Source organism: Anaeromassilibacillus sp. An172 (genome assembly GCF_002160515.1).
GTDB classification, from domain to species: domain Bacteria; phylum Bacillota; class Clostridia; order Oscillospirales; family Acutalibacteraceae; genus Limousia; species Limousia pullorum.
The window spans coordinates 210,055-228,236 of the sequence record NZ_NFKS01000001.1 but is presented as its reverse complement, the minus strand read 5'-3'; the positions used below and the strand labels follow the sequence as shown (position 1 = coordinate 228,236).

General features: G+C 38.5%; 19 protein-coding genes, 1 tRNA gene and 2 pseudogenes. 10 read left to right on the top strand and 12 right to left on the bottom strand.

All coding sequences use genetic code 11. The features are described from left to right. Window positions 1–41: 41 nt before the first annotated feature. On the bottom strand, window positions 42–605 hold the full coding sequence (locus B5F08_RS01095) for a flavodoxin (RefSeq protein ID WP_087375980.1): 564 nt from the start codon (window positions 603–605) through the stop codon (window positions 42–44). Between the two features lie 207 nt (window positions 606–812). Between B5F08_RS01095 and B5F08_RS01090 the strand changes: the two genes are divergently transcribed. The 3 genes from B5F08_RS01090 to B5F08_RS01080 are packed head-to-tail and all read left to right on the top strand — an operon-like array spanning window position 813 to window position 3,698. Next, complete coding sequence (locus B5F08_RS01090) at window positions 813–1,550, top strand: N-acetylmuramoyl-L-alanine amidase (protein WP_087375979.1); 738 nt, start codon at window positions 813–815, stop codon at window positions 1,548–1,550. Window positions 1,551–1,571: 21 nt separating this feature from the next. Continuing rightward, window positions 1,572–2,942: a DNA repair protein RadA gene (gene radA / locus B5F08_RS01085; protein WP_087375978.1), complete on the top strand. Its 1,371-nt coding sequence runs from the start codon at window positions 1,572–1,574 to the stop codon at window positions 2,940–2,942. A 3-nt stretch (window positions 2,943–2,945) separates the two neighbouring features. Next, complete coding sequence (locus B5F08_RS01080; protein ID WP_087375977.1) at window positions 2,946–3,698, top strand: DUF6873 family GME fold protein; 753 nt, start codon at window positions 2,946–2,948, stop codon at window positions 3,696–3,698. A gap of 324 nt (window positions 3,699–4,022) precedes the next feature. On the opposite strand, the gene B5F08_RS01075 is transcribed toward B5F08_RS01080, so the two are convergent. Further along, a complete protein-coding gene (locus tag B5F08_RS01075) occupies window positions 4,023–4,262 on the bottom strand; it encodes a helix-turn-helix domain-containing protein (RefSeq protein WP_087375976.1) in 240 nt (79 codons plus the stop codon). Between the two features lie 382 nt (window positions 4,263–4,644). Here B5F08_RS01075 and B5F08_RS01070 point away from each other — a divergent pair, with 382 nt between their 5' ends. The 4 genes from B5F08_RS01070 to B5F08_RS01055 are packed head-to-tail and all read left to right on the top strand — an operon-like array spanning window position 4,645 to window position 7,265. Next, window positions 4,645–5,661 carry a tyrosine recombinase XerC gene (locus B5F08_RS01070; protein WP_087375975.1) on the top strand — a complete coding sequence of 339 codons (1,017 nt, stop codon included), beginning with the start codon at window positions 4,645–4,647 and terminating at the stop codon, window positions 5,659–5,661. A 21-nt stretch (window positions 5,662–5,682) separates the two neighbouring features. Continuing rightward, complete coding sequence (locus B5F08_RS01065; protein ID WP_087375974.1) at window positions 5,683–6,108, top strand: GNAT family N-acetyltransferase; 426 nt, start codon at window positions 5,683–5,685, stop codon at window positions 6,106–6,108. 12 nt (window positions 6,109–6,120) lie between these two features. After that, window positions 6,121–6,705, top strand: coding sequence for a chromate transporter (locus B5F08_RS01060; protein ID WP_087375973.1), 585 nt, complete (start codon window positions 6,121–6,123; stop codon window positions 6,703–6,705). Continuing rightward, a complete protein-coding gene (locus tag B5F08_RS01055) occupies window positions 6,702–7,265 on the top strand; it encodes a chromate transporter (protein ID WP_087375972.1) in 564 nt (187 codons plus the stop codon). Before B5F08_RS01060 ends, B5F08_RS01055 begins: the two co-directional genes overlap by 4 nt. A gap of 47 nt (window positions 7,266–7,312) precedes the next feature. Here B5F08_RS01055 and B5F08_RS01050 read toward each other — a convergent pair whose 3' ends face one another. Together B5F08_RS01050 and B5F08_RS13350 are read right to left on the bottom strand one after the other, a co-directional pair. Next, a complete protein-coding gene (locus B5F08_RS01050; protein ID WP_087375971.1) occupies window positions 7,313–9,010 on the bottom strand; it encodes a carbohydrate-binding domain-containing protein in 1,698 nt (565 codons plus the stop codon). Between the two features lie 148 nt (window positions 9,011–9,158). Continuing rightward, window positions 9,159–9,320, bottom strand: coding sequence for a hypothetical protein (locus B5F08_RS13350; RefSeq protein WP_087375970.1), 162 nt, complete (start codon window positions 9,318–9,320; stop codon window positions 9,159–9,161). Window positions 9,321–9,580: 260 nt separating this feature from the next. On the opposite strand from B5F08_RS13350, the pseudogene B5F08_RS01040 reads away from it, so the two are divergent. Beyond that, window positions 9,581–10,012: pseudogene (locus B5F08_RS01040) on the top strand (IS110 family transposase); the annotation flags it as partial. On the opposite strand, the pseudogene B5F08_RS01035 reads toward B5F08_RS01040, so the two are convergent. The 3 genes and pseudogenes from B5F08_RS01035 to B5F08_RS01025 all read right to left on the bottom strand — a co-directional run. After that, a pseudogene (locus B5F08_RS01035) lies at window positions 9,998–10,435 on the bottom strand (P-type ATPase); the annotation flags it as partial. The pseudogenes B5F08_RS01040 and B5F08_RS01035 overlap by 15 nt on opposite strands. Then, the gene (locus tag B5F08_RS01030; protein WP_087376005.1) at window positions 10,411–10,605 is read right to left on the bottom strand and encodes a DUF3784 domain-containing protein; all 195 of its coding nucleotides are present in this window, start codon (window positions 10,603–10,605) and stop codon (window positions 10,411–10,413) included. The pseudogene B5F08_RS01035 and the gene B5F08_RS01030, both read right to left, overlap by 25 nt. A gap of 157 nt (window positions 10,606–10,762) precedes the next feature. Further along, window positions 10,763–12,349: a peptide chain release factor 3 gene (locus B5F08_RS01025; protein WP_087375969.1), complete on the bottom strand. Its 1,587-nt coding sequence runs from the start codon at window positions 12,347–12,349 to the stop codon at window positions 10,763–10,765. Between the two features lie 289 nt (window positions 12,350–12,638). On the opposite strand from B5F08_RS01025, the gene hemW reads away from it, so the two are divergent. After that, window positions 12,639–13,763, top strand: a complete 1,125-nt coding sequence (gene hemW, locus B5F08_RS01015; protein ID WP_087375967.1) for a radical SAM family heme chaperone HemW — start codon at window positions 12,639–12,641, stop codon at window positions 13,761–13,763. A gap of 2 nt (window positions 13,764–13,765) precedes the next feature. Here the strand turns inward: hemW and B5F08_RS13475 are convergent, their stop codons facing one another. Beyond that, window positions 13,766–14,383, bottom strand: coding sequence for a hypothetical protein (locus B5F08_RS13475; RefSeq protein ID WP_242968160.1), 618 nt, complete (start codon window positions 14,381–14,383; stop codon window positions 13,766–13,768). Window positions 14,384–14,397: 14 nt separating this feature from the next. Then, on the bottom strand, window positions 14,398–14,850 hold the full coding sequence (locus B5F08_RS01005) for a cell wall hydrolase (protein WP_330395794.1): 453 nt from the start codon (window positions 14,848–14,850) through the stop codon (window positions 14,398–14,400). Window positions 14,851–15,579: 729 nt separating this feature from the next. On the opposite strand from B5F08_RS01005, the gene B5F08_RS01000 reads away from it, so the two are divergent. Further along, a tRNA-Ser gene (locus B5F08_RS01000) sits at window positions 15,580–15,668 on the top strand. A 176-nt stretch (window positions 15,669–15,844) separates the two neighbouring features. Here B5F08_RS01000 and B5F08_RS00995 read toward each other — a convergent pair. From B5F08_RS00995 to B5F08_RS00985, 3 genes are all read right to left on the bottom strand, one after another. Then, entirely contained in the window at window positions 15,845–17,011 is a 1,167-nt protein-coding gene (locus tag B5F08_RS00995; RefSeq protein ID WP_087375965.1) for a tyrosine-type recombinase/integrase, read from the bottom strand. Window positions 17,012–17,102: 91 nt separating this feature from the next. Continuing rightward, window positions 17,103–17,321: a helix-turn-helix domain-containing protein gene (locus tag B5F08_RS00990; protein ID WP_087375964.1), complete on the bottom strand. Its 219-nt coding sequence runs from the start codon at window positions 17,319–17,321 to the stop codon at window positions 17,103–17,105. After that, window positions 17,318–17,683, bottom strand: coding sequence for a type II toxin-antitoxin system PemK/MazF family toxin (locus tag B5F08_RS00985; protein WP_087375963.1), 366 nt, complete (start codon window positions 17,681–17,683; stop codon window positions 17,318–17,320). The genes B5F08_RS00990 and B5F08_RS00985 overlap by 4 nt, the downstream gene beginning before the upstream one ends. Window positions 17,684–18,182 lie beyond the last annotated feature (499 nt).

Sequence of the window (18,182 nt, the reverse complement as noted above, 5' to 3'; positions counted from 1 at the left end):
TTCAAATCCTTTCATTTATAATGATTATCGATTGTATACGTTTAATTGTAGCCGTATTCGCTGAGTTTTTCCGTAAGTCCCTGTGTGTTTCCGTTCAGCAGAGCTATACCGTCAAGTATTTTTGCATTGCCGCTGTGGCTCTGAATAACTGATATACTGTTTCCGAACTCACTTCCGCTGTGGGTAGCGACCGGTATTACATATTTTCCTGACAGGCTGTTTTCCTCCATAAATGTAACCATAGGCATGGGGATAGAATTAAGCCAGATTGGATAACATAAAAATACCACGTCATAACTGTTCATGTTATTGACCTTTTCGTTGATAGCGGGAAGCTCGCCGTTTTGCATTTCTTCGGAAACCTCTTTTACACAAGCCTCCAAATTATCAGGGTATGGTTCTGTTCTTGTGATACGGATAATATCAGCTCCGGTATAATCTGCGATAATTTGAGCAGCATCGGCTGTATTTCCTGTTCGTGAAAAGTATACAACCAACGTGTCTTTTTCTCCCTGTGGCAGAGCCTTGCCGGAGGTTTGTCCGCAAGCACAAAGACAGAAAATCATCGAAACAATCATCATCAAGCTCAAGATTATTTTTTTCAAATAACCACCTCTCAGAATTCATTATATTAGGAAAATATATATCCTTTTGTTTCAATCTAATTATACGTCAGAAGCGTTGATTAAGTCAATCTAATGAAAATTTTTTAATATTTATTTTATAATTGAGAGTTTTTTAGGGAAAAAGTAGATAAATAAACATATAAAAATTTGTCTTGTTTCATATACTTTTAAGTAAGAGGTGATTAAATGAAAAAAATCAAAAGTCCATATTTCAACAAGAAAACACTTTACATATTTTCCGTAACCGCAGTTATAACTGCCTTTTGTGTTCTTATGTGTAATGCGTATAATAAAGTGTCCATGGAAACAGCAGAGAATAAAACCATAGGGGACTATAAATATAAGGTTATAATCGACGCAGGGCACGGAGGAGAAGACGGTGGTACTCAGGCATCAGACGGAACTATAGAGAAGGATATAAATCTATCAATAGCCAATATACTTCGTGATATGCTTGTACAAGGCGGTTTTGAAGTTGAGATGATAAGGGAAGAGGATGTATCAGTAGGTGACAATTCCCTTAAAACAGTGAGAGAAAGAAAGCGTTCTGATTTGGAAAAAAGAGTGGAGATATATAATTCGGACGAAAACAATATTGTACTCAGTATTCACCAGAACAATTTTTCAGAAAGCAAATATAACGGCACACAGATATTTTACAGTGATAACACAGAAAGTCAGGAGCTTTCCGAATATATACGCCAAGCGGTTGTTGGATTGGTTCAGCCTGATAATGAAAGGCAATGCAAGCCGGCTGACGACAGTATATTCGTATTGCGCAACGCAAAAGTACCTGCTATAATAATAGAATGTGGATTTTTATCAAATCCCCAGGAGCTTGAAAAATTAAAGGACTATGAATATCAGAAAGAAATAGCATTTGCAATTTATATGGGCTTTGCCGAGTATTGCTATAATAATTGATATGATCAGAAGGATGTATATATGGGAAAAATAAAAAGTGTTTATGTGTGTTCCGAATGTGGATACGAGTCGCCTAAGTGGTACGGTAAATGTCCCGGATGCGGCGAGTGGAACACAATGACAGAGGAAATCAAGGAACAGGTGAAAAACCAGTCGTCAATAGCTGTAAAACGCAGAACAGTCAGCAGCCTGCCTGTGTCTGTGAATGAAATATCCACAGCAGAGGAACAGAGATATAAAACAGGTTATTCAGAACTTGACCGTGTTTTGGGAGGCGGAATTGTAAAGGGCAGTCTTATTCTTTTGGGAGGAGACCCGGGAATAGGAAAGTCAACTATACTTATGCAGATTTGTTCAAGCCTTGACAGTGGACTTAAAATTCTCTATATTTCCGGAGAGGAGTCTGCAAGACAAATTAAACTGAGAGCCAACCGCATAGGCGTAAGCAATCCCAACGTTTTTATAATGACTGAAACCGATATCGAGCTTGCAGCCGAAAACATAAGAGAATTAAAGCCGGATTTGGTTATGGTGGATTCAATTCAGACTATGAATTTTACGGAACTGAGTTCATCTCCGGGAAGCGTTGCCCAGGTCAGAGAGTGTACCTCTGTGCTTATGAGGGTTGCAAAAAACCTTGAAATTCCCGTGTTGATTGTAGGTCATGTTAACAAGGAAGGTTCTATAGCAGGCCCAAAGGTGCTGGAACATATTGTTGACGCAGTTTTATATTTTGAGGGCGACAAGCAGCTGTCTTACAGAATTTTAAGAGCCGTTAAAAACCGATTTGGTTCCACAAATGAAATCGGTGTGTTTCAGATGACTGATAAAGGATTAGCACAGGTGGAAAATCCCTCTCAGATGCTTTTAAGCGAAAGGCCAAAGAATGTATCGGGAACCTGCGTTGCCTGCGCTATGGAGGGCACAAGGCCTATTCTTGCGGAAATTCAGGGACTTGCAACTGCTTCAGGTTTTGGAAATCCAAGAAGAATGTCAACTGGATTTGACTACAGCAGAATGTCACTGCTTATAGCGGTGCTTGAAAAACGTGCAGGATATTATTTTTCCGGAGCCGACGCCTATATAAATGTGGTGGGAGGATTAAGACTTGACGAACCTGCTGTGGACTTAGCTGTGGCAATGGCACTTGTAAGCAGTCTTAAAGATGTACCGATTTCCGAAACAGCAGTGGCTTTTGGTGAAATAGGTTTGGCAGGGGAGATACGTTCTGTTTCTCACGCCCAGTCAAGGGTAAATGAGGCAATACGTCTTGGATTTAAAACCGTTGTTGTTCCTTACTACAATTTAAAGAGTATTAAAAACGAGGATGAAAGCGTTAGGGTTATCGGCGTTAAGTCGGTGCGTGAAGCCTTTAATGCGCTTACGGAATAAGCTATGAGTAATTTACTTTTACCTAATTTGCCGCAAAGTCCTGTCACACATATTATAATGGACAACAGCTGCAAGGCCTTTGAAACATTAAAATCCATGGGTATCAGTGTCACTGATACGGTTTCAATAAATAAGCTTCCTATATATGAACGCACTCACGCAGATATGCAGGTTTTGCCTTTAGATAAGGACACTGTATTTCTACTGAGGGAATCGGAACAGTTATTGCCGGTTCTTGAAGAGCACTATGATAACGTGATTATGTGCAAGGATGAGCTTATAAGGACGTATCCTTTTAACACCGCATTAAATTGCGCCATAGTCAAAAACAATATCTTTTGCAGAATTGATTTTGTGTACGACGAGTTCTTATGGCTTGCTGAGGATTACGGATTTAATATGATAGATACCCAAAACGGCTACGCAAAATGTTCCACTGCAGTGGTAACGGAAAACGCAATCATCACCGACAGCAAGGATATAGGGAAGAGGGCGAGAGAAGAAAACGCCGTTGATGTTCTTGAAATTCCTTACGGCGGAGTAAGGCTTCTGAACACAAACCGGGGATATATCGGAGGCTGTTGTTTCAAGCTTTCAAAAGATATTTTGGCATTTACAGGGCAGATAAAAAATCATCCCAAGTACGAAGAGATAAAAAGTTTTTGTCTAAGTCACGGAGTATTTATTGAGGAATTGTCTGATGAAGAAATGCCGGCGGATATCGGCGGAGCTGTCATAATAGACACGAAAAAATAAATCAGAGAAATTACTAAAAAAAGAAAATACGATGATTAGAAAATAAAAATCTTTTGTATAATTATTTTGTATAATTCATAACATTTAATAATCACAAAAAGCGCAGGGTATTGTTGCTTTACCAATTTATGGTATCAATAATCTGCGCTTTTAATTTTGTTCATAAGTGAAAAGCACACGGTGCTCGCAGTGCGAACAAACCGTGTGCTTTCCATATAAAATGAAATTTGAAGAAGATGTAAGCAATTTTAATATGCCGATAAACAAGTAGAGATTTTACAATATTGTAAGGGTATCGGCAAGCTTTAAATGTAGACCAGGAAATTACTTATCCGATGGATTGTTTTTCCTGGTTTTATTTTTTTCAAGGCCAAGGATGTAATCTACAGAAACTCTGTAGAACCTTGCCAAGGTTATCAAATGATGAACAGGGATTTCTCTGCGGCCCAGTTCGTACTTACTGTATTGCTCTTGACGTGTTTGAAGTATCTGGGCAATTTCACTTTGTGTGAGATCGTTTTGTTCACGAAGCTCACGCAGTTTTTTATAATAGTATGAAGGCATAAACGTCACCATCGCTGATTAAAGATATACAAAACTCTTTACATATTGTATTATAACACAAAGTTTTTTAAGTTGCAATCAAAACTTTAAAATTAGGTGCAAACAGACATAAGAAAATTATATAATTAGAGGCTGAAACAGTCAACTTCAGTCAAGGCGTTCGATTAACCTCTTAAAACCCTGTTAAAATCCCCTTAATTATACAAAATATCAATTTTGTATAATGATTTTCAGAGGTTTTTTCCCTTGCTTTTAAGAGATTTCTTTTAAAGACTTCTCTGTTTTTCAAATACTGTTATTACTGTTATCCTTTGTTTCTCTCACTTGAATTTATTTTTGCAATGCGGTAAAATATTCTAAGTGAATATCGGAGGTTTTCAAAATGGCAATAGATTTCATGACTGAGGCTTCTCCTCAGATAAAAGATTATCTTTTTTACCTTCAGACGGTTCGTGGAAAATCCCCTAAAACCGTTGATGAATATTTTTCAGACCTTAGAACTTTTTTTCGATTTATTAAGAGAAAAAGAAATCTCGTTCCTAAGGATATGGAGTTTACAGAAATTCCTGTAGATGATGTTGATGAAGAATTGATAAAGAGCGTTACCCTTACTGACGCTTATGAGTTTATGAATTATCTCCTCAGAGAACGCAGCAACAGCGCTGTTACCAGAGCCAGAAAATGTTCCAGCTTAAAATCCTTTTTTAATTACTATACAATAAAAAAGCACCTTCTCCCCTCTAACCCGTTGGCTGAGCTTGATATACCAAAGTCCGGTAAAAAGCTTCCCAAGTATTTGACTCTTGAACAGAGTATAGCTTTGCTCAACGCTGTTGACGGAGAAAATAAAGAACGTGATTATTGTATCCTCACTTTGTTCTTAAACTGCGGGCTGCGTCTTTCGGAATTGGTGGGTATAAATTTCAACGATATACGCTCCAACAACACTATAAGAATTACAGGAAAAGGAAATAAACAGCGTGTGGTATATTTGAACGACGCCTGTATAAAAGCTATAAATGACTATAAAAAAGTCCGCCCGGCTGACGGAGTCAAAGATAAAAACGCTTTGTTTTTAAGCGCACGACTTCAAAGAATAAGTCCCAAAACAGTTCAGTTTATTGTAAATAAATATCTGACTAAAATCGGACTTGACGCTCAGGGTTATTCCTGTCACAAGCTGCGCCACACTGCAGCCACTTTGATGTATCAGCACGGCAATGTGGATATAAGAGTTTTGCAGGAAATACTGGGACATGAGAATTTAAACACCACTGAGATTTACACTCACCTCAGTCCTGACCAAATTAAAAACGCCGCCAATGCAAATCCCCTTTCTCACATGATGAGCACGGAAAAAGACAAAGACGGTGATGATAATAATAATGATGAAAACTAAATTATACCGTTGGAGGTTTAAATGGAAAAATGGGAATTTTATAACGGCCTAACTTCTGACTGCGCTGAAATAAGGACAAAGGTTTTTATTGAAGAACAGGGATTCAAAGAAGAGTTTGACCATATAGACAGCAAGGCTATCCACATTGTAATTTTTTGTGACGGTGTCCCCTGCGCTACCGGAAGACTTTTCAAAAGTGATAAAGATGATTCTACATATAAAATAGGCCGTGTTGCGGTTTTAAAGTCATACAGAGGGAAAAACTTAGGAGCTAAGGTAATTTCGCTCCTTGAAGAAAAATGCCGAGAGATTGGCGGTGAAAGGATAGTATTATCTGCCCAGTGCCGAGCGAAAGGATTTTACGAAAAACAAGGATATTCTCAGTTTGGTGAAGAATTTTATGAGGAGTATTGCCCTCATGTAGATATGGAAAAAATATTAAAGTGAGGAGACTTGTTTATGAAAAAAACAAAAGCCAGAACATGCTGGGATTTGCTCTGTACGTTCTTTAAAATAGGTTTGTTTACCTTTGGCGGAGGTTATTCTATGATATCGCTTATTGATGATGAGTGTGTCGTAAAGAAAAAATGGATAACTTCTGACGAGCTGATGAATGTTACAATAATAGCGGAATCTACCCCAGGCCCAATTGCCATAAACTGTGCAACTTATGTAGGCTATCGTCAGGCGGGAATCCTTGGGTCTGTAATATCTACAATCGGTGTGGTTCTCCCCTCCTTTATAATCATTTATATTATCTCTCTTTTCTTTGATAATATTTTGGAAAATAAGATAGTCGCAAGCGCATTTAAAGGAATAAAAATTGCAGTGAGTCTGCTTGTCTTTACAGCCGCTTTGAGAATGTTAAAGATAATACCGAGAAACAAGCTTCCTCTTATAATTATGGCGGTAACATTTGTGGCTATGATTGCAATAAGTGTATTTTCAATAAATTTTTCTTCCATATATCTTATCCTTATTGCCGGTCTTGTGGGATATATTACATTTGCAATATCACGTTTCAGAAAGGAAGATAAAAAATGATTTTTATTGAACTTCTGCTGGCGTTTTTGCAGGTTGGACTTTTTTCTTTTGGCGGCGCTTACGGAGCAATACCTCTTATTCAGGACACAGTTCTTTCTCACGGATGGCTTTCGGAAGATATGATAAAGTACTTCATTGCCGTTGCTGAATCAACCCCGGGTTCTATAATGGTAAATCTCGCTACCTATATAGGCAGCAATCAGGGAGGAATTTTTGGTGCTGTTTTGGCTACAATTAGTGTTGTAATACCTTCCTTTTTGATAATACTTTTGTTTGTGAAATTTTCAGACAAAATTTTCAACAAGCCTTTTATACAGGCTATTCTGGACGGTATTAAGCCGTGTATAATCGGTATTATATTCGCCTCAGGTATTACAATGCTTTACGGAAATCTGTTTCCGTCTGACAGCATATCTGAATTTGATTTATATGCTCTTATTATTACGGTCATTTTAATAGCGGTTTCTGTTGTTTGGCAAAAAATAAAAAAGAAGTCTATGTCCCCTATAGCTTTGATAATTGTTTCAGCAGTACTGGGTATAGTTATTTACGGAATATAAAAAACAGCGGATAAATTCATCAACATAAGAATTTATCCGCTGTTTTTTTATATAGTGATTGTTGTTGCGTAACTACCTATTTTTAATGTGTATGTATAACCTTTCTGAAGCAATGAACTGCTCACAATAATGTTGCTGAACGGTTGTTCTGCTATATCTGAAAAAATCAGATTTCCCGATTGATCCAAAATTTCAATGAAGGTGTTTTGAGGCTGGGAATCAAGATTCAAAGTAATAATTTGCTGTTCCGTTTCTGAGAAATTCTTTTCTCCGGAAAGATTTCCGGTTCCTAATATTGTTCCACCTGTGATATAAAGATCATCGCTGTAATCAATAACCATATCTTCTTCGTTATCGGCAGTTGAAATCATTATAGTTCCGTCGGAAACCGATACTTCTCCTTTTGCGTCAATTCCGTCACCTGAAGCGTTTATGGAAATAAATCCGCTAAAAATTCCTATACCTGAAGTAGCGTTAGAATTTGAAGATGTTTCTCTTAAACCGCTGCCGTCGTTTCCGCCTGCGGCGTTAATGCCGTCATCATCTGAGGTTATATTAAGAGACGCATCCTGTACGAATACTGTGTGGCCTTGAACTCCGATATAACTTTTCTCAATTGCTATATTAGCTTCACCTATTACAACGGTATTCTCTCCGTAAATGCCGTTGGAGTCTGATGTTATAGTAAAGCTTCCTCCGGTTATTGATACGTTTGATTTTGAATAAACAGCATCGTCAGAGGTATTAAAAGTAAATTCTCCTGAACTTACTGAAACCTCTTCCCCTGCGATTAAACCGCATCCGTTTTTCTCATTCTCTGTTGAGCTTGCTGAGCTGACAGCCGATATATTAAAAGCTCCTCCGTCAATCAAAAGAATGGATCTTGCATCGATTGCATTCCCCGATGAGCTTATTGCAAACATGCCATCGGATATATATATAAATCCTAATGAATCATTTTCTTCGTTGTAGGAGTAAATTCCTTTATCATCTGATTCTATAGACATCATAGATGAAGAAATTCTCACACTGTCTGAAGCAGCTATTCCATATTTATCAGAAGATATATAAATTGTTCCGCCTGTAATAACAGCATTTTTTTCTGAAACAATACCGTTGCCTTCCGAAGCGTAAACATTTAAAGTTCCACGGCCGTTTATTGTTATATCTGACTTTGAATAGATAACTCCGTTTGCTCCGTCATTATCTGAAAAATAAAAATTATTGGAAAGTTTGTTTTCTGTATTTTCGGCTAAGGTTATATATACCTTATTTGCATTTTCAATTTGTATAGCTGATGTTGTGTTGTTAAGTATATTTACGCCGTCTAAAACAAGTCTGATATCTTCGTCACTGCCCGCGTCTACAATTATTCTGCCGTTTTCCAGATTTCCGGTAACTATATATGTTCCGGCAGATTTTATTGTAGCGACTGCTCCATCCACTTCTACATTTTCCGAGTCAGAAAAAACCTTGTCACCATTTAGATTGATTGCAGAAGTTTCTGTATCATCGTATCCTATTTCTTTGTCTTCAGCAGAAAATAATGATTCGCTTTCTGTAATGGAAAGCAATGTATCAATAGTTGCGCTTGCAGGAACAATTTGACTCATCAATATATTATTTTCAGTTTCGCTTGTACACCCGGTAAACAAGAGTGTCATAAAAGAAGAAAGTACTATAAATGTAAGAATATATTTTATTTTATATAAAGGTTTGTAAAATCCGTTGTTTTTTAAATCCATTTTACGTTCCCTCCTTACTATGAGATTTTATATAATAAAACATAATTTTACTTTAAAAAACAACAAAACCACAGAGGGTATAAATTTATTGCCTCCGTGGTTTTGCTGTTGATATAGAATATTATTATAAAAATATGATTTGGCACTTTTATTTATGTTTTTTATTATTTACGGGCTTCATACTCCAGAATATAACATTCATAGCTATTACTATAAGTAAAACCGCTGACATAGCTGCCCAAAAGCCTATATTTATTCCTAAAAACTCTGTTCTTCCAAAAAAATTAAGCCAAAGATTCATCAAGTTCATGTTTCATTCCTCCTCGTATTATAAAGTAGTAGTGTTTATAGACCCTCTCCAAGGTCTGTATGCTATACTGTTTGGAGATACTGTGGATTGTATCATTCCTCCTACCACTCGATGGTTTTTGAAAGGCTACAACCACAGTCTCTTTGTATATTTGTTAATCAGTTAGATACCGCATGACGGTTTATTTTAGAACGAGGTTACAACCGCAAAGAGTACCTGTGGCTCTAAACAGTATCAAATTTACTCAAAGGAGATTTCTTATGATTTTCATTGGTATTGATGTCGCTAAGGATAAGCATGACTGCTTTATTACAAACTCAGATGGTCAGGTACTATTTAAACCTTTCACTATCCCTAACAATCGTGACGGTTTTGAAGCCTTATTTCAAAGAATCCTATCCGTATCAGATGATCTAGACAAAGTAAAAGTAGGACTGGAAGCCACCGGACACTACAGTTACAATCTTCTGGGATTTCTTCTTGATAAAGGCTGCCACACCTTTGTTATCAATCCGCTCCACACAAATCTTTACAGAAAAAGTCTTAGCCTTAGAAAGACGAAAACGGATAAGGTTGTTTCCCGTACTATTGCCACTATGATGATGTCTGACATGAACTTAAAGTCCTACTCAGATACATCTTACCACAACGAAGAATTAAAGTCACTGACCCGTTACCGTGCAGAGAATATCAATAGCTCCGAAGTTTTGAATTGAGTTAAGATTCTTTACTATTGTATGCTTTTTGCTCATGGAAACAGCGCCTTTTGCAAGGCAGGTTGTAACTATCATAGGGAGCATTTCCGGTGTAAGTCCCACAGCAATGGATATACCGAACAGAAATGCGTCGAGCCAATCGCCTTTAGTTATTCCGTTAACAAAAAATACAAGGGGAACCATAACCAGCATAAAACGTATCAAAACCCATGATACGGCGTTGACGCCTTTTGTAAAGCTTGTTTCAACTGCTTCTCCTGCAACAGCGGATGCCATTGAACCGAACAATGTTGAATCTCCTACAGAGATAACCACAGCAGCTGCACTTCCTGAGATTACATTACTGCCCATAAAAGATATGTTTGTGTAATCTGTTACTGAGTCTGTGGCTTCGCTGACAGTGAAATCATAGCTCCTACATTTCTGCTTAAAGCACGGATATCAATTTTTTCTTTTTCTTCCGACGGCATATTTTTCCACGCTGAAATATGGAGATATCCTTTTCCAAAGGAAAACCAAATACCTGCCAAAACAAAAGCCAGTCCAAAGAATATACAAGTAAAATTCATTGTTCTCATCTCCTTGTTTTTTATTGTGTCTGTATTATAAAACTTTTTTGGAATTATTAACATGAACAAAACCTTGCGAATTTTTTGCGATTTGAAAAATAAAAAATCCCATATGACAGCAAATCTATACTGTCATATGGGATTAGTGTTATTTAAATTAAACGTTGCCGAACTCTTCCAATATAAGTCCCTTATTATGCTCTAAAGCCCAGTCAATACTCCAATAGCTTGTGAAAAGCAAAAGGTTATTTCCTCTCATATCACATATTCTCTTTGTATCAGAGGCTAAATCAAGCTTTTTAGGGTCTACATCTTTGTTTCCTATCCAGCGTATAAACTGATATGGAAGTCCTTCCATAACAACGTCAACATTGTACTCATTTTCCAGTCTGTACTTAAATACATCAAACTGGAGCACACCAACAACGCCGACAATAACTTCTTCCATACCTGCGTCAAGCTCACGGAAAACCTGAATAGCACCTTCCTGGGCAATCTGTGTGGTTCCTTTTACAAATTGCTTTCTCTTCATTGTGTCCTTTTGACGTACAAGAGAGAAATGCTCAGGAGCAAAGGTTGGAATACCTTTAAACTTAACTTTATTTGACGCCATACATATTGTGTCACCTATGGAAAAAATGCCTGGGTCAAACACACCGATAATATCTCCTGCATATGCTTCGTCTATGATTTCTCTTTCCTGAGCCATAATCTGCTGAGGCTGTGAAAGTCTGATTTTCTTTTCGCCCTGTACATGATATACTTCCATATCTTTTTTGAACTTGCCTGAGCAAATTCTCATGAAAGCGATTCTATCTCTGTGAGCCTTATTCATATTTGCCTGTATTTTAAATACAAAAGCTGAAAAATCTTCATCGTAAGGTTTTACTATTCCGTCAACGGTTTCACGTGGAAGAGGAGGTGTTGTAAGTTTTAAGAACTCCTCCAAAAAAGGTTCAACACCAAAGTTGGTAAGAGCAGAGCCGAAAAATACCGGAGTAAGCTTACCGGTTCTTACTGCTTCCAAGTCGAATTCGTCGCCTGCGCCGTCCAAAAGCTCAATATCATCAAGAAGCTCCTGCTTATGAAGAGAACCTACATACTCTTCAAGGTTTGGATCGTCAGGAGAAACAGTCTTTTTCTCAACCTCATGCTGTCCGTTATTTGCTGTAAAGCAAAGGATTTCTTTTTTGCTTCTGTCGTACACTCCCTTGAAATCCTTACCGGAAGCAATAGGCCAGTTCATAGGACAAGTGTTTATGCCAAGTACGTTTTCTATATCTTCCAAAAGGTCATAAGGGCTTTTGGCGTCTCTATCCATCTTATTTATGAAAGTAATAATAGGGATGTGTCGCATAACACAAACCTTAAAAAGCTTTTTTGTCTGGTTTTCAACACCTTTAGACGCATCAATTACCATGACCGCTGAGTCAGCCGCCATAAGTGTTCTGTATGTGTCCTCGGAAAAGTCCTGGTGTCCCGGTGTATCCAAAATGTTTATGCAATATCCATTATAATTAAACTGAAGTACAGATGAAGTAACGGAAATACCTCTCTGCTTTTCAATTTCCATCCAGTCAGAAACTGCGTGCTTTGCCGTCTTTTTTCCTTTTACAGAACCTGCCACATTTATAGCACCGCCGTAAAGAAGCAGCTTTTCTGTAAGTGTTGTTTTACCTGCGTCAGGGTGCGAAATAATCGCAAAAGTTCTGCGCTTGTCAATCTGATTTTTTAAATCTGACACTTTATTTCCTCCGCTTGCCTAAAAATTTCTATCTTTATTATTTTACTATTTTCTTGTGATACAGTCAATAATAACAGTAAAATTATAGAAAATTAGCATATTAAGCAAATTAAACCGGAAAAGTATTGACATTTTATCTATTTTAGTGTATGATTGTTTCAAAGTAAGGATATGATTTTTATTCCTGCTTTTTGAATTTAGCTTTTTTTCATATTTTTTCATATACCTTCCAAATTGGGGCAGAAGCTTTGAGAGTTTCTGCCCCTCTCCCCTTTTTAAGGAGGCTTTTATGGTTAATTCAAATTTTTTAGGATTATATATACACATCCCTTTTTGTTCCTCGAAATGTGCATACTGTGACTTTTTCAGCATGCGTGGAAATGAGTCCAGATTTTCTGATTATACAGAGATAGTAAAAAAACGAATAAAGTTTTTTTCTGAAAAATACGGCGACAGAACCGTAGACACAATTTATTTCGGCGGCGGTACTCCAAGTATCATTGGCGCTGAGAGAATTACAGACATTATAAAGACAATAAAAGAGTCTTTTCCAGTCAGTGAAGTTTGTGAAATCACAGTGGAGGCAAATCCAGAGTGTGTATCACAGGGATTTGACTTTAATATATTAAAAAATGAAGGCGTCAACAGACTGTCTTTAGGAATGCAAACCGCTGTTTCGGAAGAATTATCTTTGCTTGGCAGAAATCATACAAATAAAGATGTTATGAATGCGGTAGCCAATGCCAAAAACAGCGGCATATCCAATATATCACTTGATATTATGCTGGGAATACCTAATCAAAGCGAATTGTCTTTAAAGGAAACAATTGATTTTTGTACCGGTCTTGATATCACTCATATATCTTCATATATTTTAAAAATTGAAGAAAATACACTATTTTGGAAAAGAAAAGATAAATATAATTTTCCTGATGAAGATTGTCAGGCAAATCTCTATCTGGAAGCTTGCCGACTATTAGAAGAAAACGGATTTATGCAGTACGAAATCTCTAATTTTTCTAAGCCCGGATTTGAAAGCCGCCACAATCTTAAATACTGGAACATGGAAAATTATCTTGGAATAGGGCCTGCCGCACATTCGTTTATTGACGGTAAAAGATTTAATTACGACAGAAGCACAGAGAAATTTAAAAACAATATTTGGAATAGAGATGATGACTGCTCTGATATTGAAACATATATAATGCTTAAGCTCAGACTAAAATCAGGCTTGAATTTTGATGAATTAAAAGAACATTTTGGTATATCTGTTTCTCAGAGGTTTTTAACAAAAGCAAAGGCGTTTCAAAATGCCGGATACTGCAATCTTCAGGATAGTTCCGTCATTTCTCTTACGCCTAAGGGCTTTTTGCTTTCAAATTCAATTATAGTTGAACTTCTCGAAACTTTATAAACTCAATAGAATATTCTTATAAATTTAATGTTATAGAAATCACAGGCTGTAATATCGTTGGTATCAATTTCATTTATAAGGATATAGTTTGCGCCAACCCCCAAAAGGAAGCCCTCTTTTGATGTCATTGTATTGCTTCCCACAAGAAAGTCAACATGAACACGGCGTCCTATTTGTGTTCGGATAAAACCGTTTAAAAACTGAATGCTTTCTGAGGTGACAGGAAACGCATCGCTGTAGCTGTTGATTCCGTTGTTCATCTCGTTTAATCTTTCTTCCTGTGTAAGTTCTCTTTGATTTTGATTACTCATGTCCTTCATGCCGGTATCCGGACCATATCCTATTGTTGTAGAAGGAGTCGGAACAAAATCCTGTGGAGGGAAATAAGGTAAGGTACTCGGGGTCTGACTGTTCTGAATCTGATTTTCTCTGTCTTTAGTATTGTTAGGTTTATCCTGATATTCAGGAAGAATTTCAACACCTTTGCTCAGTGCAATATTATACGCCGCAATTTGTTCCAATGAAGGAATATTCGGATTTACTACTCCTGTATACACGCAGCCGTCTTCCGGACAACTTCCTACACCATAAATCTTTCCCAGGTCAATACTGTTGTTCATAAAAAATCGCTCCCTTATGTTTTGTCGTATAGCTGAGTTGGAGCATAAAAGCAATGTGCTCCTACCCTGTTGTAAATAACCCCGACTTTTGTCGGAAAGTAAGGCGGACAATCCGGACTGTATGGATTAAAGAAAAACAGTGAGTTTCCAACAGCTGGAAAAGTATTTCCGGCCAATACAGAATCCACAATTTCATAGTGCTCTTCGTCAGGATCCATGTTGTAAACATTCTGTGGGTTGTACATTCCTCCGACATCGGTTTTCATACAGGTAAACTGCCCCTGCTGTTCGATAATTGCCCGAACGTCTCCGCCGTTGCTTACTCTTGAGAATTCTCCTGTTTCAGCATTCGCACGATTTACAATTACGGAAGCGACAGCACGCATACCATCGTTTCCTTCTCCGCCTGCTTCACACTGAATCAAGCGTGCAAAAAGTTCTCGTGTATCAAAAGCCAAATTTAACACCCCTTGTTTTCCGGTTTAACATTATATAATATGAAAGGAATATAAGGTTGTTAATTATTTCTTGACAAACAATAAAAAAAAGTATATTATAATTAAGTCTAAAATTAAGGAGATGTACCCAAGCGGCTGAAGGGTACGGATTCGAAATCGAATGACCTTATTGGTTGCCGCATCCCTCAAAACTATTGATTTTACGGGATTTTTCGGCTATTATGTTTGATAGAAATGCGGTTAGTTCTCTCCGATAGTTCTCTCGCATTTCGAACTGTCAGAAGTAGTCAAAATGGAGATGGTAACCACTTTCTGCGGACAAGAGCATTTACCCTTAAAATGGGGCATTTTTCCTCAAAATCCACTAAAGCGTGTTGGGAGTAAAACACTCGAAAACGAATGCCCTTTTTGGAAGCTCACCTCTGAAAAACCTTGATTTTACGGGGTTTTTCGGCTATCATTGAAAAGTAAATATCCCTTAGTTCTCTCCATCAGTTCTCTCCTTTTTCCGAGATGTTTTTGAGGGCTGATGTGAAGATAAATACACGGAGAGATGTCCGAGTGGTCGAAGGTGCGACTCTCGAAAACGAATGACCTTTTTGGAAGCTCACCTCTGAAAAACCTTGATTTTACGGGGTTTTTCAGCTATCATTGAAAAGTGAATATCCCTTAGTTCTCTCCATCAGTTCTCTCCTTTTTCCGAGGTGTTTTTGAGGGCTGATGTGAAGATAAATACACGGAGTGGTATCGAAGTGGTCATAACGGGACTGACTCGAAATCAGTTGTACCTTCGGGTACCGTGGGTTCGAATCCCACCCACTCCGCCAGAAAACTCAGTCTGCAAGCGGTTTTTGCCGTTTGCAGGCTTTTTCTTTTTTCTGCACCTTTGGGATTTTTCCGTGAGTTCTCTCCTGAAAATCGGTAGTTCTCTCCTAAATTTTCTGAGATTTGAACTCTGGATATGTAGTTGGCGTATCCTTAGTAAAGCGATACGCCGCAGAAGCTATGAAATAACCTCTAATGCACCACTCAGACCGTTTACCATTGCGTCAGCCGATGACAGCTTGGAATTGTAATCCAAATGGGCATATACATTTGCCGTAGTTGAAAAATCGCTGTGTCCGAGCCATTCCTGTATCTGCTTCATAGGAACACCATTCGCAAGAAGCAGCGAAGCACAACTATGACGCAGGTCGTGGAAGCGAATGTGGCGCAAATTGTTCTTTTCAAGCAGCTTTGGAAATGATGCTGTGAGATAGTGCGGAGAAATCAATGTCCCCATCTCATCTACGCAGATATACTCCAAATACTTTTTGTTGTAGCATCGTCCGCATACCCGCCTGTATTCTTCCTGCTGTTCCTTGAGCTTTAGCAGCTTCTCTTTGAACGCAGGAACAAGGGGCAGCGTTCTCATACTCGATTTGGTTTTGGTCGTATCCTGTGCTATCTGGATATGCTTGCCGTCAAGGTTGCAGGAAGTAACGGTATGTCTAATGGTAATCGTGTTGTTTTGAAAATCAATAGCGTCCCATTTTAAACCCAGAGCTTCACTTCGCCTCAATCCATAGAACGCACCAAGAAAAATCGGTATTTCAATCAGCGTTCCTTTGGCGGCTTCAAATAATGCCTGTACCTCGTTGCTGTCATAGAAGCTGCCGATAAACTTATCAGCTTTAGGGCGTTCCACTTTATCCGCAGGATTGACAGAAATAAGGTCAATCTTTACGGCATATTTCAAAGCTCTATGGATAACGGAATGGTAGTGGATAACCGTGTTGGCTTTTACTCGCTTCAACTGCTTCATATAGAAAGCCTGAATGTCTGTTGCCTTCATTTCGGAAAGTGTTATTTCTCTTTCCTTGAAATACGGAATGATAACGCTCTTTGCCATACCTGAGTATGATGCGTATGTGGTAAGTGCGATAGTCGGCTTTGCGATTTCCAACCATTGAAGCAGAAAATCCGAAAACAGCATATCCTCCTGTATGGGTTTGCACTCAGGCACAAAGGTCTGCCTTGTTTCCATCAGCATCTTTTCCGCTTTCTTTTTATTGCCCTTGACAGGCAATCCTGTCGGCAACCACTTCGTTTTTCTTTTTCCCGCAGCATCGGGATAGCTCAAAACCATATAAAAATAGCCTTTTTTCTCTTGCAGATGTCCTGCTACCATAAATATAACCTCCTTTGCGTAGCACCGACTTCTGCTGTTGACCATATACATTGTAACAACTTAAGCCAAAGAAGTCGAATGTGCAAATTCTTTAATTTTCCGCATTTCGCAGACCTAACCGCAAATAAGAAAGAAGATGAGCTTTCGGTACTTTGTACGCTCTGCCCACCTTCAGGTGTTCTATTTTGTTTTCACGAAGTAATTGATAACCTGTTTTTGTGCTGACACCAAGAGCCTTACTCATTTCATCAACGGTTAAAATATCTGGGTATTCTTTTAAGACTAACGCATATATATCTCCAAAGTTCATAAGCTCCTCCTTTTTTCAACTCCGATACTGATGAGGAGAGGAAATTCAAGCGATTTCAAATACTGCTCATCAAGGTGTGTGAGATGTTCTTTCAAGCGGCTTTTATCAATCGTGCGTAACTGCTCAAAGAGAATGATTGAGTTCGCAGGAAGCCCCTCAATTTGCCCCAAATATAAGTGTGTAGGTAATTTCTTCTTTTTGTGTACTCGGCTTGTGATAGCGGCGATAATGACCGTAGGGCTGTACTTGTTGCCTGTATCATTGGAAATGATAAGTACAGGGCGTGTCCCGCCTTGCTCCGAGCCGACAACAGGGTTTAAGTCTGCGTAGTAGATGTCATCACGCTTAATTGTTTTATCCATTAGTTTGACCTCCTATCTGGATATAAGCAGGTAAGCTCTGCCTATGTAATCAGCCAAACACAAAGAAGTTTTTGAGGTCGGGAGAGCATAAACAATTCTCTGGTTCCATAGACCGCTTTGTATTTGGCTTTATGATAGAAGCATCTCTATTTGTCCTCGACACCCCAAGATGCAAATGCGTTTCACGCAGGGAAGTCGTCAAACGGTCAGCAGCGAACTGACACCACAGGAGTTTCACCTCAACTGACGGTCTGCCAGAGCCGCCCTCATTGCCTGCGACGGTTTTATCACGCTCGGACTGTGACTGGACGGGAGTATCATTATCCTCTTTGCGGGTTACGGCGAAATCGGGAGCTGCCCGATATTTTGAGTAGGTAGTTATCGCTCTCTGCCTTGCGGCAGGTCGTGGCGTACCTCTCGACACGCTTATGCTCATCACAATCGCAAAGAGAAGGTATTTGACGAATGACTATTCGGTTGTCAAGGGGCAGTCCTGTTT

Bases quoted from the DNA above. Each gene is read 5' to 3' on its own strand.
- B5F08_RS01090 (WP_087375979.1), top strand. From the start codon at position 813: ATGAAAAAAATCAAAAGTCCATATTTCAACAAGAAAACACTTTACATA.
- radA (WP_087375978.1), top strand. From the start codon at position 1,572: ATGGGAAAAATAAAAAGTGTTTATGTGTGTTCCGAATGTGGATACGAG.
- B5F08_RS01080 (WP_087375977.1), top strand. From the start codon at position 2,946: ATGAGTAATTTACTTTTACCTAATTTGCCGCAAAGTCCTGTCACACAT.
- B5F08_RS01075 (WP_087375976.1), bottom strand. From the start codon at position 4,262: ATGCCTTCATACTATTATAAAAAACTGCGTGAGCTTCGTGAACAAAAC.
- B5F08_RS01070 (WP_087375975.1), top strand. From the start codon at position 4,645: ATGGCAATAGATTTCATGACTGAGGCTTCTCCTCAGATAAAAGATTAT.
- B5F08_RS01065 (WP_087375974.1), top strand. From the start codon at position 5,683: ATGGAAAAATGGGAATTTTATAACGGCCTAACTTCTGACTGCGCTGAA.
- B5F08_RS01060 (WP_087375973.1), top strand. From the start codon at position 6,121: ATGAAAAAAACAAAAGCCAGAACATGCTGGGATTTGCTCTGTACGTTC.
- B5F08_RS01055 (WP_087375972.1), top strand. From the start codon at position 6,702: ATGATTTTTATTGAACTTCTGCTGGCGTTTTTGCAGGTTGGACTTTTT.
- B5F08_RS01050 (WP_087375971.1), bottom strand. From the start codon at position 9,010: ATGGATTTAAAAAACAACGGATTTTACAAACCTTTATATAAAATAAAA.
- B5F08_RS13350 (WP_087375970.1), bottom strand. From the start codon at position 9,320: ATGAACTTGATGAATCTTTGGCTTAATTTTTTTGGAAGAACAGAGTTT.
- B5F08_RS01030 (WP_087376005.1), bottom strand. From the start codon at position 10,605: ATGAATTTTACTTGTATATTCTTTGGACTGGCTTTTGTTTTGGCAGGT.
- hemW (WP_087375967.1), top strand. From the start codon at position 12,639: ATGGTTAATTCAAATTTTTTAGGATTATATATACACATCCCTTTTTGT.
- B5F08_RS13475 (WP_242968160.1), bottom strand. From the start codon at position 14,383: ATGAACAACAGTATTGACCTGGGAAAGATTTATGGTGTAGGAAGTTGT.
- B5F08_RS00995 (WP_087375965.1), bottom strand. From the start codon at position 17,011: ATGGTAGCAGGACATCTGCAAGAGAAAAAAGGCTATTTTTATATGGTT.
- B5F08_RS00990 (WP_087375964.1), bottom strand. From the start codon at position 17,321: ATGAACTTTGGAGATATATATGCGTTAGTCTTAAAAGAATACCCAGAT.
- B5F08_RS00985 (WP_087375963.1), bottom strand. From the start codon at position 17,683: ATGGATAAAACAATTAAGCGTGATGACATCTACTACGCAGACTTAAAC.